Genomic DNA, 13211 nt, shown 5'->3' with positions numbered 1-13211 from the left:
CTTGATCTTCAGAACCACCAGGCTCCCATCGTCGGTGACCCGAACACGTAGGCGAATGCGCCAGCACAAGCTTTTTTTTTGCGAAGGCTCCTGATGGGTTTCGCGTCGCTCTACCATGCGTTCGGCGCGCGATTCGAGGCATTCAGAATCACCGGCTTCATCGCGTTGGATGCGGCTCACATTCACGCCACCGTCTCTCGCGCGTCACGCTTCTTTCCGCAGCTGATCGATACCTTGCGTCCCATCGATCCGCGCCACGGCACTTCCGGTCGCGACTCGCGGCCCCGGCTTTGCCCGGCAGGCGCACGGACGATGCGGCAGATCCGCAACCGCCGCCCTGATTTCCCCAATGGAGAACCCAATGTCCAACAAGACCGCGCATACCCTCAACGACCTCATCGCCATTGCCCGCGACGGCAAGGACTTCTATGAGGAAGCCGCGCAGAAGGTCGACGACACCGAGCTGCGCACGCTGTTCGCGCGTATCGCGACCACCAAGTCGCAGATCGTCACCGAACTCAGCGCTGCCGTGCAGGCCGCTGGCGGCAAGCCGGAAGACTCCGGCACGTTCGTCGGCAGCATGCAGCAGATGTACGGCAAGATCCGCGCCACGCTGGGCGACAAGGAATACGGCTATGTCGCCGAGCTTGAAGAGTCGGAAGACCGTCTCCTTGAAGCGTTCGACGAGGCCTCGCGTGATGCCGACACGCCGCCGGCCGCCCGTGATGTCGTCGTCCGTCTGCTGCCGGAAGTGCGTGCATGCCATGACGTGATGCGCACCCGCAAGCTGGCAATGAAGAACGCCAAGTAATCCAGCGACATCCGCGTGACCCTACGGGCCGGTCCATGACCGGCCCGTTTTCATGGGTCTTCGAAAAGCGATCAGCGACCATGGCACGACAGTAGACAACTCGGCGCGGGGTGCTTCGCGCATCACCTGTCGGCGCGTTACAGGTTGCGCACGCAACCGTCGAGGAACGCGCGGGCGACTGGCAGAATCGCCGGCTCCCCGTTTCGCACAGTCCCGATGACCGCACCCGCTGCCACTGCGCCCGCCAAGGGCCGCGTGCTGTTCGCCAGCCTGATCGGCACGACGATCGAGTTCTTCGATTTCTACATCTACGCCACCGCTGCGGTGCTGGTGTTTCCGAAGCTGTTCTTCCCGTCGGCCGATCCCGCATCGGCCACGCTGCAGTCCCTGGCGACCTTCGCGCTCGCGTTCTTCGCGCGCCCGATCGGCTCGGCGGTCTTCGGTCATTACGGCGATCGCGTGGGCCGCAAGGCGACGCTGGTTGCGGCGCTGCTGACGATGGGCATCTCGACGGTGGTCATCGGTCTGTTGCCGACACATGCACAGATCGGTGTGGCCGCGCCGCTGCTGCTCGCGCTGTGCCGGTTTGGGCAGGGGCTGGGCCTGGGCGGCGAGTGGGGCGGGGCGGTGCTGCTGGCGACCGAGAACGCGCCGCCGGGCAAGCGTGCCTGGTACGGCATGTTTCCGCAGCTCGGTGCGCCGCTCGGCTTCTTCCTGGCGACGGCGATCTTCCTCGTGCTGACCGAGGTGATGGACGACGCCACGTTCTTCGCCTGGGGCTGGCGCATTCCGTTCCTGGCCAGCGCGGTGCTGGTGCTGGTCGGTCTCTGGGTGCGGCTGCGCATCACCGAGACCCCGGATTTCCAGAAGGTGCTCGACAAGGGCGGGCGCGTGCGTCTGCCGATGCGCGAAGTGCTGGTCCACCAGTGGCGCGGCGTCGTGTCCGGCACGTTGCTGGCCCTGGCGACTTTCGTGCTGTTCTACCTGATGACCGTCTTTGCACTGAGCTGGGGCACCTCCCGGCTCGGCTACTCGCGCGAGCACTTCCTGATGCTGCAGCTCGCCGGCGTGGTCTGTTTCGCAGCCACGATTCCGATCTCCGCGCTGTATGCCGACCGTTTCGGTCGCCGCCGCGCGATGCTGATCGCCAGTGTCGGCATTGTCGTATTCGGTCTGTGCTTTGCGCCGCTGTTCGTCGCCGACAGCCATGGCGCCACGCTGGCGTTCCTGATGATCGGGCTCGGACTGATGGGGCTGACCTATGGGCCGGTCGGCACGCTGCTGGCCGAGCAGTTTCCCACCGCGGTGCGCTACACCGGCGCGTCGCTGGCGTTCAATCTAGCCGGCATCTTCGGCGCATCGCTGGCGCCCTACATCGCGACCTGGCTGGCCGAGCGGCATGGTCTGGTGTCGGTGGGCTGGTACCTCGCGGGGGCTGCGGTGCTGAGTTTCATCGCGCTGTCGATGCTGCCACGCGACGGCGCGCCGGGCGATCTGCCAGCCGGGCGCTAGACTGGTCCGCCATCCGCCGCGGAGTCGCGCATGCATCACTGGCTGCTGCTGAGCATCGTCGTCGCCGTGCTGGTCGGCATGCTGCTGCCGCTGCAGGCGCTGCTCAACGCGCGCGTCGGCGCGTTGACTGAGGGCGCGCTGTTCGCGTCCTTCGTGTCGTTCGCGGTCGGCACGCTGGCCCTGACGCTGGTGCTGCTGGTCACGCGCACGCCGCTGCCCTCGATGCGCACGCTGACGGCACTGCCGGTGTGGCTGTGGTGCGGGGGCCTGATCGGCGCGGTGTTCGTGTTCTGCGGCACGCTGCTGGTGCCGCGGCTCGGCGCAGCCGGGATGATCTGCCTGGTCGTTGCCGGGCAACTGGTCGGCTCGCTGCTGTTCGACCACTACGGCGTGCTGGCGCAGCCGCGCCCGGTCGACGCGATGCGTCTGCTTGGCGCGCTGCTGGTCGGTGTCGGCGCGCTGCTGGTGTTGCGGCCCTGGCAGGCGGGATGATCCATGTCGAGCATTGATCGCACGATTTTTGCGTTGCCGGCTGGGATGCAGGCCGCGCTCGAATCGGCTTACGCCACGCCGCCGCGTGCGTACCACAACTTCGGCCACGTCGAGACCCTGCTGCGGCATTTCGACGAGGTGTCTGTGCGCGACGGCTGGGCGCAGCCGGTCGAAGTGCGGCTGGCGATCCACTATCACGATGCAATCTACGACGCGCGCGCCAGCGACAACGAAGCGCGCTCGGCCGATCTCGCTGCCGAGTCCATCGCACGCTGGCTGCCCGATGCCGGCGTCGACACCACGCGCGTCGCCCATCTCATTCGTCTGACCGCGCGTCACGGCCAGCTGTCGCCGGACGACTTCGCCGACGATCCGCATGCCGATGACGCGCGTCGCTTCCTCGATTGCGACATGGCGATCCTGGCCTCCGACGATGCCGCGTTCGATGCCTATGACCGCGGCATCGCCGCCGAGTACCGGCACGTGCCGCGCTGGCTGTATGCGGTGAACCGGCGACGCTTCCTGAAGTCGCTGCTGGCCAGGCCGCGGATCTATCTCGACGACGGTTTCCACGCGCGCCTCGACGCGCAGGCGCGGCACAACCTGCGTCGCGCGATCACCACCAAGCGCTGAGGGACGCTGCGTAGGTGCGCGCTTGCGCGCTCGCACATGACCGGACAGGCCGATCTCGCGCAAGCGCGCGCAAGCGCGCTCCTACAGGGCCATGCCGGTATCATCGGCGCATGGCGAAACTCCTGCTCAATCTGCGTTACGTGCCCGACGATGAAGCTGCCGACGTGTGCGCGTTCCTCGACGAGGCCGGTATCCCCTGGTATCAGACCCGTCCGAGTCCGTTCGGCATCTCGCTGGGCGGAATCTGGCTGCGCGAGAACGACGATCTGCCGCGTGCAAAGGCGCTGATGGCCGAGTATCAGAAAGCGCGCCAGGCGAAGGCGAAAGCGGCGCAATCGCAGGCCGAACGCGACGGCACTGCCGAGACCTTCAGCGATATCGTGCGCAACGATCCGAAGCGCGTGGCGCTGATCGTGATCGCGATCGTGTTTCTGATCGGCCTGATGGCCGTGCCTGGCTACATGCTGTCGCGCTGAGTCGCGTTGCCTGTCTGCGGCTGCGTCACTCCGCGGCAACGATCGTCGCGCAAGACTGCGCGCCTGTCCGTTACCGCCCGCGCCGGCGTCATGTCGCCGGGCGGGGGCGGGCAACCAGAGTCGAGCCCATGCCTACGTCGAACGATCGCGCGCATCCCAAACCGAAGACCAAGCCGTGGACGCGGCCGAATCCGAAACCGCGTGCCGCGCGCGAACCCTTGACCGACGCGCAGAAAGACCGCGCCCGTCAGCGCGCCGACGAAGCCGGTCGGCGCTATCCGAATCTCGTCGACAACATGTGGGCCAGCAGCACCCTTTCGAAAGACGGTTCTGCGAAGTCGTGACCGCTGTCGATGGCATGTGCGTCGCGGCGGATGCGATCGCGCCGTGGATGCGTCGCGTCATCGTTGTCGGTGGGCCGTAGGCGCCGCGCAGACGGGTGGACCTTTGATGCACGAGGTCAATCGTCACATGAACAGGCGATTCGCGATTCGCGCATGACCATCGGCACGGCCTGCGTTCGATGACGGCTTGCTAAGGTCACTGGTTGGCCGCGCCGATGCGCGGCAGACCTTAGCCATTGCCCGGAGATTCCATGCGCGCACGCCGCACGTCATCGCACATCCTGTTCGCCGCCCCGATCGTGTTGATCGCCGCACTCACCGCACTGCCGGTCGCTGCGCAGCGCGATATCCGTTTCGAGGCCGCCGAGGCCTCCACCACCGGCACGCTGGTGTTGGCGGTACCGGAAACCGCGGACGGTGAGACGCGTCAAGGCGCGTTCGCGCGTATCGATGCCGGCAGCCAGGGCGCGCTGACGCGTGCGATCAACGCGGCGGGTTTCAGCGGCAAGGCCGACAGCCAGCTCGATCTGCCGGGCATCGCCGGCTTCGATCGCGTGCTGCTGGTCGGCACGGGTAGCGGCACGCCCGATGCGCGCCGGTTGGAGGATGTCGGCGGGCTGATCGGCCGCTTCGCCGCGCGCAGCAAGGCGCCCCAGGTCGATGTGCTGTGGGAGGGCGCCGAGGCCGACGCAGCGGCGCAATTGGCGTTCGGCGCTGCGCTGGGCGAGTACCGTTTCGACCAGTACCGCACCACCGGCAAGGCGGAGGATGCCGCGGGCACCGGCACGCTGGTCGTGCGCAGCCCCGCCGGCACCGACGCCGCCAGTGCCTGGGACAACGACTGGAAGGCGGTGGCCGAAGGCGTGAAGTTCGCCCGCGATCTGGTCACCGAGCCGGCCAACGCGATCTATCCCGAGAGCTTCGTCGAGCGCACGCGCGCCGCGTTCGCGGGCAAGCCGAACGTCAGCATCGAAGTGCTGGACGTGCCGGCGATGGAGCGTCTGGGCATGGGCAGCATTCTCGCGGTCGGGCAGGGCAGCGTGCGTCCGCCCCGGATGATGGTCGTCCGCTACAACGGCGGCGCACGTGGCGAAGCGCCGATTGCGTTCGTCGGCAAGGGCATCACCTTCGATTCGGGTGGCATCTCGATCAAGCCCGGCGAGAACATGTGGCGCATGAAGTACGACATGACCGGCGCCGCGAGCGCGACCGGCGCCGTGCTCGCGCTCGCGGGCCGCAACGCGCAGGTCAATGCCGTCGCCGTGGCCGCCCTGGCCGAGAACATGCCGTCGGGCTCGGCGACGCGTCCGGGTGACGTGATCCGCACCGCCGCCGGCAAGACCTACGAGATCATGAGCACCGATGCCGAGGGCCGCATGGTCCTGGTCGACGCGCTCTGGTACGTGCAGCGCCAGGACAACCCGCGCGTGATCGTGGATATCGCCACACTCACGGGCGCCATCGTCACCGCACTCGGCAATGACTATGCGGGCCTGTTCACCCGGGACGACGCCCTGGCTGCGCAGCTGACGGCCGCCGGTGAGGCGTCGGGTGAGCCGGTGTGGCGCATGCCGATGCATCCGGGCTACGGCAAGCTGCTGGAATCGCCGATCGCCGACATGCGCAATGGCGGCGGCCGTCCGGGCTCCGGTACGGCGGCACACTTCATCGGCGAATGGATCGACGCGGGCCGTTCGTGGGCGCATCTCGACATCGCCGGCATGGCCTGGCGCGACGGCAACGAACTGTCGACGACGCCGGCGGGCGCGTCGGCGTACGGCGTGCGGCTGTTCGACCGCTTCGTGCGGGAGAACTACGAGCGCTGAGGCAGGATCATGGGTGGCCGGTCGTCCGTAGGTCCTGTCATCTCGTTCACGCTCCGTCATCCCGGCGAAAGCCGGGATCCAGCGACTCAGCGCTTGCTGCAACCTCGAATTCAGGGCGAAAGACACTGGATGACCAGCCATCGGGCTGTTGAAGAGCGCTTCCGGCCTTCGCCGGGATGACGGCATCTTTTGCACGGTTCGAGGACAGTTCAAAGCCCTTGAAGGTGGATTTCGTGCAAGCCGGCTGCGCGCGCAGGTCATGCGCGTTCCGTACCCAGTGCGGAATTGGACGGACGCGATTTGAGGCAAGGTATAGGCGCGCCCCCGCTACAATTGCCCCATGATCGACAACCTCGCCGCCTACCACTTCGTCGCCATCGACGACCCCGACGCGGTCGCTGCGTGGCTGCACGCATTGGCCGAGGCGGGCGACCTGCGCGGCACAGTGCTGGTCGCGCCCGAGGGGATCAACCTGTTCCTGGCCGGCAGCGTCGATGCGATCGACACGCTGGTCGCGACCGTGCGCGGCGATGCGCGTTTCGCGGCGCTGCAGGTCAAGCGCAGCCGCAGCGACGTGGTGCCGTTCGCGCGGCTCAAGGTCAAGGTGAAGCCGGAGATCATCAGCTTCCGCAAGCCCGAGGCGATGCCGCTCGGCGCGCCCGCCCGCGCGCCAGCGGTGTCACCCGATGCGCTGGCGCGCTGGATCGCGCAGGGACATGACGATGCCGGCAAGCGTCTCGTCCTGCTCGACACGCGCAACCGCGAGGAGTTCGGGTTCGGCACGTTCAAAGATGCGCTGACACTGCCGATCGACAACTTCACCGAGTTGCCGGACGCACTCGCGCCGCATCGCGAGGCATTGCGCGATGCGACGGTCGTGAGTTTCTGTACCGGCGGCATCCGCTGCGAGAAGGCTGCGCTGTGGATGCGCGCCGACGGCATGGCCAACGTGCTGCAGCTCGACGGCGGCATCCTCGGGTACTTCGAGCAGGTCGGCGGCTTCGGTTACGACGGGCGCTGTTTCGTGTTCGATGACCGTGTCGCGCTCGACCCGCAGCTGCGTCCGCTGCATGCGGGGGCGCCCGCATGAGCTGGCTCGGCTTCGTGCTGGTGATCCTCGGGATCTGGCTGGCCTTCAAGGTCGCCGGCGTCGTGCTGCGCCTGATCGTCACGGTGCTGATCGTGATCGCCGCCTACTGGTGGCTCGCCCCCATCTTCGGCTGGCCGACGCTGGGTGAGCTGTTCCATGTGCTGGGGCCGGATGTGCGCCTGCCGGACGTGCCGATGCCGGAACTCAAGCTTCCGTAGACATCAGCCGGAGATGCACTGCCCGCGCCTGTAGGAGCGCGCTCGCGCGCGATCGGGCTGTCCCGAGGAAGGCCCATCGCGCGCGAGCGCGCTCCTACAGACGCCGACGCGTCAGCCGAACTCGCGCGACGGCAGCACGAACCGGCGCTCGGGGCGGCCGACGAGATCGAGGAAATTGTTGAACACCGCTTCGGCTTGCGCCTGCATCGGCGCGATACGGGTCTGCGTCAGTGCGCGGATCGCCGCGTCGTCGTGCGGCAGGCCGGAGGCCGCGAGCTCGTCGCGATACGCCGGCGTCGCCAGCCAGCGTTCGATCAGTGGCGCATCCATTTCCAGATGGAACTGGAAGCCGTAGGCGCTGTCGCCGTAGCGGAAGGCCTGTTGTTCGCAGCTGTCGGTGCGGGCCAGATGCACTGCCGTCGACGGCACTTCGAAGTGGCGGCCGTGCCACTGGAACACCGGCGCGGCGGCGCCGAGTGGCGCGAGCACGGGATCGGCCTGGCCTGCCTCGGTCGTCAGCAGCGGATACCAGCCGATTTCGGGACGTTCGATCCGCCGTACCGGTGCGCCGAGCACATGCGCAAGCAGCTGCGCGCCAAGGCAGATGCCGAGCACCGGCCGGCCGAGTTCGAGCATGCGTTCGATCGCACGCAACTCGGTCAGCAGATGCGGGCGCGCGTCGCGTTCCTCGACATTCATCGGTCCGCCGAGCACCACCAGGCCGCGATAGCGGTCCACGTTCGGTTGCGCGTGGGGTTCGCGTTCGAAATTGACGAAGCGGATGCGATGCCCGCGCCTGCGGATCAGCGGATCGAGCGTGCCCAGCGGTTCGGCGGCGACGTGCTGGAAGACGAGGATGCGGGGCATGGGGGGATTCTAGGACACGGTCGAGCGACGCCTTGCTGCTCGACCTGAGCTCCTTGCTCGTCGTCCGTCGGCTTTCAGAGACGGGCGCCCGGTCAAGCCGGGCTCCAAGAATTGCACCTCTACTGAAAGCCGAACCTCTGGACGCCGACTCCGTCATCCCGACGTAGGCCGGGATCCAGTGTCCTGGAACTCTGCGGAAGGCAGAGCGTCACTGGATTCGGCCTGACCGGACATTCGGCCGTTGAAGATCGCCGGAATGACGACCACGATGCGCGGCGCTGGAGACTCAGCGCGGATCGCGACGCGGCGGCGGTCCCTTGCGCGGGCCGCCCGGCTTGAAGCCACCCGGCTTGTGGCCCGGCGGCTTGGCGCCGAACGGGCGCTTCGCGCGCGGCGGGGCCGCGGTCATGTCGGCGTCTTCGGCGCGGCGGATGCGGATCGGCTGGCCACCGACGCGGACCTTCTTCAGGTGCTCCAGCAACTCGCGCGGCATGCCTTCCGGCAGGTCGACCAGGCTGTAGTCGTCGCGGATGTCGATGCGGCCGATGAACTTGCTCTCGAGATCGGCCTCGTTGGCAATCGCGCCGACGATGTTGCCCGGCTGCACGCCGTGCACATAGCCAACCTCGATGCGGAAGGTCTCCATGCCCACGTCCGGGTCACGCGGACCGGTGTCGGGACGCGGCGGACGCGCTTCGCGCGGCTCGCGGGCTTCACGCGGTTCGCGCGCGCTACGCGACGCCTCGCGGCCACCCGGACGCTCGACGAACTCACGTTCGAATGCGGGCTTGTCCGGCTTGCGCGGCGGTTCCAGCAGCAGCGGCGTATTGCCTTGCACCACCTTGGCCAGCGCGGCGGCGATCTCGGCAGCCGGCACGTTGTGCTCGCGCTCGTAGCGTTCGATCAGCTCGCGGAACATGCCCAGCTCGCTGCTTTCCAGCGCACCGGTGATCTTCTCGAGGAACTTCGACACGCGCGCCTCGTTGACGATCTCGACGCTCGGCAGCTGCATCTGCTCGATCTTCTGCCGCGTCGCGCGCTCGATCGCGCCGAGCATGCCGCGCTCGCGCGGCGCGACGAACAGGATCGCCTCGCCGCTGCGACCGGCGCGGCCAGTGCGGCCGATGCGGTGGACGTAGCTCTCGGTGTCGTAGGGAATGTCGTAGTTCAGCACATGGCTGATGCGGTCCACGTCCAGGCCGCGCGCGGCGACGTCGGTCGCCACCAGCACGTCGAGACGGCCATCCTTGAGGTTCTGGATCGCACGCTCGCGCTGCTTCTGGTCGAGATCGCCGTTGATCGCCGCGGCCGACAGGCCCCGCGCCGCCAGCTTCTGCGCCAGTTCTTCGGTCGCCAGCTTGGTGCGCGCGAAGATGATCATCGCGTCGAACGGTTCGGCTTCGAGAATGCGCGTCAGCGCGTCGAGCTTGTTGACGCCGCTGACCATCCAGTAGCGCTGGCGGATGTTGGCGGCCGTCGTCGTGGTCGCCTTGATCGCGATCTCGACGGGATTCTTCAGATAGGTCTGGGCGATGCGCTTGATCTGGCTCGGCATCGTCGCCGAGAACAGTGCGACCTGACGCGTTTCCGGCGTCTTCTTCAACACCGCTTCAACGTCGTCGATGAAGCCCATGCGCAGCATCTCGTCGGCTTCGTCGAGCACCAGGGCGCGCAGTTCGGACAGGTCCAGCGAGCCGCGCTCGAGGTGGTCGATGACGCGGCCCGGCGTGCCCACGATCACCTGCACGCCGCGCTTGAGCGCGCTCAGCTGCTGGGCGTAGCCCTGGCCGCCGTAGATCGGCAGCACGTGGAAGCCGGGCATGAAGGCCGCGTACTTCTGGAAGGCTTCGGCCACCTGGATCGCCAGTTCGCGGGTCGGCGCGAGCACCAGCGCCTGCGGCTTGCGCTGGGCGGGATCGATGCGCGCCAGCACGGGCAGCGCGAACGCGGCGGTCTTGCCGGTACCGGTCTGGGCCTGGCCCAGCAGGTCGCGGCCTTCGAGCAGCGGCGGAATGGTTGCGGCCTGGATCGGCGATGGCGACTCGTAGCCGACTGCGGTCAATGCACGCAGCAGGGTCTCGGGCAGCGCGAGATCGGTGAACTTGGGGGCATCGGCAGGCGTGATGGGCGACTCGGCGCTCATGATTCGGTCTCTTTTAGCGCCGGCAGGGCCGGTCGGGGAACCGCATAGTGTAGCGGGCGGGCCGCGACGCCGCAGTCGCGCAGGGCGGGATGCGTGAGCGCCGATGCCTGCCATTCACATGCGGTAACGGATGCATACGCGCAGATGCGAGGACGCTTCGGTCGGGCCTATCGCGCCCCCATCATGACGGCATTCCGCTTCGAGTCCGCCCATGATCCGCGTGCATCATCTGAACAACTCCCGCTCGCAGCGCGTGCTCTGGCTGCTGGAAGAGCTCGGTCAGCCCTATGAGGTGGTGCGCTACGCCCGCGATCCCAAGACCATGCTGGCGCCCCAGGCCCTGCGCGACGTCCATCCTCTCGGCAAGTCGCCGGTGCTCGAACTGGACGGGCGCAGGCTGGTCGAATCCGGCGCGATCATCGAGGCGCTGGTCGAGCGGTTCGATCCTGATCACACGCTGTCGCCATCCCCAGAGGACGAGGACGAGCGCCTGCGGTATCGCCAGTGGCTGCATTACGCCGAAGGCTCGGCGATGCCGCCGCTGCTGATGTCGCTGGTGTTCGGGCGCCTGCGTAGCGCGCCGATGCCGTTCTTCGCCAGGCCCATCGCCCGGGGTATCGCCGACAAGGCGATGCAGCGCTTCATCGGTCCGCAGCTGCAGACGCACCTGGAGTACGTCGAGCGCGAGCTCGGTGCTTACCAGTGGTTCGCAAGCGACCGCTTCACCGCGGCCGACATCCAGATGAGTTTTCCGCTGGAAGCGGCCGTCGTGCGCGCTGCCGAACGCGTGGGGCCCAACATCCGCCGTTTCGTCGAGCGCATCCATGCGCGGCCGGCCTATCAGCGGGCGCTGGAAACGGGCGGTCCGTTCGAGCTGGGTCGATGACCGAGCCTCAGCAGGTGCCGGCCTCGGTGCCGCTCGCGCACGCGCTGCGCTTCGACAACCGCTTTGTCCAAGCGCTGCCGGGCGAGCCGGAAGCCGGTGCGCGACGCAGGCAGGTCGAGGGCGCGCTGTGGTCACCGGTGCTGCCCACGCCAGTGGCAAGTCCGCGCCTGCTGGCGTATTCGGCGGAGATGGCCGACGCGCTCGGCTTCGATGTCGACACCGTCGCCTCTCCCGAGTTTGCGGCGGTGTTTGGCGGCAACGCGCTGGTGCCCGACATGAAGCCGTATGCCTCGAACTACGGCGGTCACCAGTTCGGTCACTGGGCCGGGCAGCTCGGCGACGGTCGTGCGATTACGCTGGGCGAGGGCCTCGCTGCGGACGGACGACGCTGGGAACTGCAACTCAAGGGCGCCGGCCCGACGCCGTATTCGCGCACCGCCGACGGCCGCGCGGTGCTGCGCTCGTCGGTGCGCGAGTTTCTGTGCAGCGAGGCCATGCACCATCTGGGCGTGCCCACCACGCGGGCGCTGTCGCTGGTCGGCACCGGCGACGCAGTGATGCGCGACATGTTCTACGACGGCAACGCCGCGCCCGAACCCGGCGCAATCGTGTGCCGGGTCGCGCCGTCGTTCATTCGCTTCGGCCATTTCGAACTGCCGTCTGCGCGCGGCGATGTCGCGCTGCTGCGGCAGCTGGTGGACTTCACGATCGCTCGCGATTTCCCGCATCTGGCCGGCGAAGGCGAAGCGCTGTACGGCGACTGGTTCGCCGAGATCTGCACGCGCACCGCGGCGATGATCGCCGGCTGGATGCGCGTCGGGTTCGTGCATGGCGTGATGAACACCGACAACATGTCGATCCTCGGTTTGACGATCGACTATGGCCCCTACGGCTGGGTCGACGACTTTGATCCAGACTGGACGCCCAACACGACCGACGCCCAGGGCCGCCGCTATCGCTTCGCCTGGCAGCCGCGCGTCGCGCACTGGAACCTGGGCCGTCTTGCCCAGGCACTGGCGCCACTGTTCGGCGATGTCGCGCCGTTGCAGGCCGGGCTCGATGCCTACGCCGCGACGTATGCGCAGCTGGATCGCGAGACCATCGCCGCAAAACTCGGCCTGCCCGAGTGCAGAGACGACGATGTCGAGCGCATGCAGCGGCTGCATGCGCTGCTGCAAGCGGGCGAGGTCGACATGACGCTGTTCTTCCGCGGGCTGGCGGATCTCGACCCGGCGGCGCCGTCGCTGGAGGTGGTGGCGGATGCGTTCTACGACGATGCGAAACGCGCTCGCGTGCAGGGCGAGTTCGATGCTTGGCTCGTGGATTACGCCGCCCGCTTGCAGGACACCGGCGAGTCCGGCGACGCGCGACGCGGCCGGATGCACGCGGCGAATCCACGCTTCGTGATGCGCAACTATCTTGCGCAGCAGGCGATCGATCGCGCCGAGGCCGGCGATCCGTCGGGCATCGTCGAACTGCTGGATGTCATGCGTCGGCCGTATGACGAACAGCCCGGCCGCGAAGCGTTCGCCGGCAAGCGCCCGGACTGGGCGCGGACGAAGGCAGGGTGTTCGATGCTGTCGTGCAGTTCCTGATGAAATGATGTTTCGCCGCAGGCGAAACGCCTGTGTCCCTCTCCCCCGGGGGGAGGGGAGGGACATCGGCGGATGCCGATGGTGGGGTGAGGGTCGGGGCTTTCCCAGGGGCGCTCTTTCCTGTCGGCGAATCGTTCGCGCACCCGCACACCAACCCCCGCTCCGCACCCCGGCCCTCGCGTCGCCGCGAGCGCGTTTATCCGCACACGAGCCGGTGGCTCGCAATCGGGCCGCTTCACCCCAGGGAGAGTGGGGCTCTCGAGACCTCTGGTGGCCACGCCGTCGCGCCGAACCCGCATCCGATCCACCCCGACCCGC

The 13211-nt window shown here is 67.9% G+C and carries 13 protein-coding genes; 11 read left to right on the top strand and 2 right to left on the bottom strand.

The genetic code is table 11. The annotated features are described in order from the left end of the window. The first annotated feature begins 361 nt into the window (after positions 1-361). The 9 genes from J2X52_RS05960 to J2X52_RS05920 all read left to right on the top strand — a co-directional run bounded on the left by J2X52_RS05960 (position 362) and on the right by J2X52_RS05920 (position 7402). A complete protein-coding gene (locus J2X52_RS05960; protein WP_310150127.1) occupies positions 362-811 on the top strand; it encodes a PA2169 family four-helix-bundle protein in 450 nt (149 codons plus the stop codon). 216 nt (positions 812-1027) lie between these two features. Continuing rightward, positions 1028-2323 (top strand): MFS transporter, encoded by a 1296-nt coding sequence (locus J2X52_RS05955; protein WP_310150124.1) that lies wholly within the window; start codon positions 1028-1030, stop codon positions 2321-2323. Between the two features lie 30 nt (positions 2324-2353). Then, a complete protein-coding gene (locus J2X52_RS05950; protein ID WP_310150121.1) occupies positions 2354-2815 on the top strand; it encodes a DMT family transporter in 462 nt (153 codons plus the stop codon). Between the two features lie 3 nt (positions 2816-2818). Then, on the top strand, positions 2819-3448 hold the full coding sequence (locus J2X52_RS05945; protein WP_310150118.1) for a hypothetical protein: 630 nt from the start codon (positions 2819-2821) through the stop codon (positions 3446-3448). Positions 3449-3558: 110 nt separating this feature from the next. Then, positions 3559-3924: a DUF6164 family protein gene (locus tag J2X52_RS05940; protein ID WP_310150115.1), complete on the top strand. Its 366-nt coding sequence runs from the start codon at positions 3559-3561 to the stop codon at positions 3922-3924. Between the two features lie 128 nt (positions 3925-4052). After that, positions 4053-4268 (top strand): hypothetical protein, encoded by a 216-nt coding sequence (locus J2X52_RS05935; RefSeq protein WP_310150112.1) that lies wholly within the window; start codon positions 4053-4055, stop codon positions 4266-4268. Between the two features lie 251 nt (positions 4269-4519). Then, positions 4520-6094 (top strand): leucyl aminopeptidase, encoded by a 1575-nt coding sequence (locus tag J2X52_RS05930; RefSeq protein WP_310150110.1) that lies wholly within the window; start codon positions 4520-4522, stop codon positions 6092-6094. A 340-nt stretch (positions 6095-6434) separates the two neighbouring features. Continuing rightward, on the top strand, positions 6435-7184 hold the full coding sequence (locus J2X52_RS05925) for a sulfurtransferase (protein ID WP_310150108.1): 750 nt from the start codon (positions 6435-6437) through the stop codon (positions 7182-7184). Further along, positions 7181-7402, top strand: coding sequence for a hypothetical protein (locus J2X52_RS05920; RefSeq protein WP_310150105.1), 222 nt, complete (start codon positions 7181-7183; stop codon positions 7400-7402). Before J2X52_RS05925 ends, J2X52_RS05920 begins: the two co-directional genes overlap by 4 nt. A gap of 111 nt (positions 7403-7513) precedes the next feature. Here J2X52_RS05920 and J2X52_RS05915 read toward each other — a convergent pair whose 3' ends face one another. Both J2X52_RS05915 and J2X52_RS05910 read right to left on the bottom strand, forming a co-directional pair. Continuing rightward, positions 7514-8269, bottom strand: coding sequence for a glutamine amidotransferase (locus J2X52_RS05915; protein ID WP_310150103.1), 756 nt, complete (start codon positions 8267-8269; stop codon positions 7514-7516). 286 nt (positions 8270-8555) lie between these two features. Then, positions 8556-10412, bottom strand: a complete 1857-nt coding sequence (locus tag J2X52_RS05910; RefSeq protein ID WP_310150100.1) for a DEAD/DEAH box helicase — start codon at positions 10410-10412, stop codon at positions 8556-8558. A 211-nt stretch (positions 10413-10623) separates the two neighbouring features. Between J2X52_RS05910 and J2X52_RS05905 the strand changes: the two genes are divergently transcribed. Together J2X52_RS05905 and J2X52_RS05900 are read left to right on the top strand one after the other, a co-directional pair. After that, complete coding sequence (locus J2X52_RS05905) at positions 10624-11298, top strand: glutathione S-transferase (protein WP_310150098.1); 675 nt, start codon at positions 10624-10626, stop codon at positions 11296-11298. Next, the gene (locus J2X52_RS05900; RefSeq protein WP_310150095.1) at positions 11295-12893 is read left to right on the top strand and encodes a YdiU family protein; all 1599 of its coding nucleotides are present in this window, start codon (positions 11295-11297) and stop codon (positions 12891-12893) included. The genes J2X52_RS05905 and J2X52_RS05900 overlap by 4 nt, the downstream gene beginning before the upstream one ends. Positions 12894-13211: the final 318 nt, after the last annotated feature.

Source organism: Luteimonas sp. 3794 (genome assembly GCF_031456825.1).
In the GTDB taxonomy this organism is placed as follows: domain Bacteria; phylum Pseudomonadota; class Gammaproteobacteria; order Xanthomonadales; family Xanthomonadaceae; genus Luteimonas.
The sequence above is the reverse complement of the archived record's forward strand: the minus strand, read 5'-3'. Positions and strand labels throughout refer to the sequence as shown.

Bases quoted from the DNA above. Each gene is read 5' to 3' on its own strand.
- J2X52_RS05960 (WP_310150127.1), top strand. From the start codon at position 362: ATGTCCAACAAGACCGCGCATACCCTCAACGACCTCATCGCCATTGCC.
- J2X52_RS05925 (WP_310150108.1), top strand. From the start codon at position 6,435: ATGATCGACAACCTCGCCGCCTACCACTTCGTCGCCATCGACGACCCC.
- J2X52_RS05900 (WP_310150095.1), top strand. From the start codon at position 11,295: ATGACCGAGCCTCAGCAGGTGCCGGCCTCGGTGCCGCTCGCGCACGCG.
- J2X52_RS05920 (WP_310150105.1), top strand. From the start codon at position 7,181: ATGAGCTGGCTCGGCTTCGTGCTGGTGATCCTCGGGATCTGGCTGGCC.
- J2X52_RS05910 (WP_310150100.1), bottom strand. From the start codon at position 10,412: ATGAGCGCCGAGTCGCCCATCACGCCTGCCGATGCCCCCAAGTTCACC.
- J2X52_RS05905 (WP_310150098.1), top strand. From the start codon at position 10,624: ATGATCCGCGTGCATCATCTGAACAACTCCCGCTCGCAGCGCGTGCTC.
- J2X52_RS05945 (WP_310150118.1), top strand. From the start codon at position 2,819: ATGTCGAGCATTGATCGCACGATTTTTGCGTTGCCGGCTGGGATGCAG.
- J2X52_RS05950 (WP_310150121.1), top strand. From the start codon at position 2,354: ATGCATCACTGGCTGCTGCTGAGCATCGTCGTCGCCGTGCTGGTCGGC.
- J2X52_RS05930 (WP_310150110.1), top strand. From the start codon at position 4,520: ATGCGCGCACGCCGCACGTCATCGCACATCCTGTTCGCCGCCCCGATC.
- J2X52_RS05915 (WP_310150103.1), bottom strand. From the start codon at position 8,269: ATGCCCCGCATCCTCGTCTTCCAGCACGTCGCCGCCGAACCGCTGGGC.
- J2X52_RS05935 (WP_310150112.1), top strand. From the start codon at position 4,053: ATGCCTACGTCGAACGATCGCGCGCATCCCAAACCGAAGACCAAGCCG.
- J2X52_RS05940 (WP_310150115.1), top strand. From the start codon at position 3,559: ATGGCGAAACTCCTGCTCAATCTGCGTTACGTGCCCGACGATGAAGCT.
- J2X52_RS05955 (WP_310150124.1), top strand. From the start codon at position 1,028: ATGACCGCACCCGCTGCCACTGCGCCCGCCAAGGGCCGCGTGCTGTTC.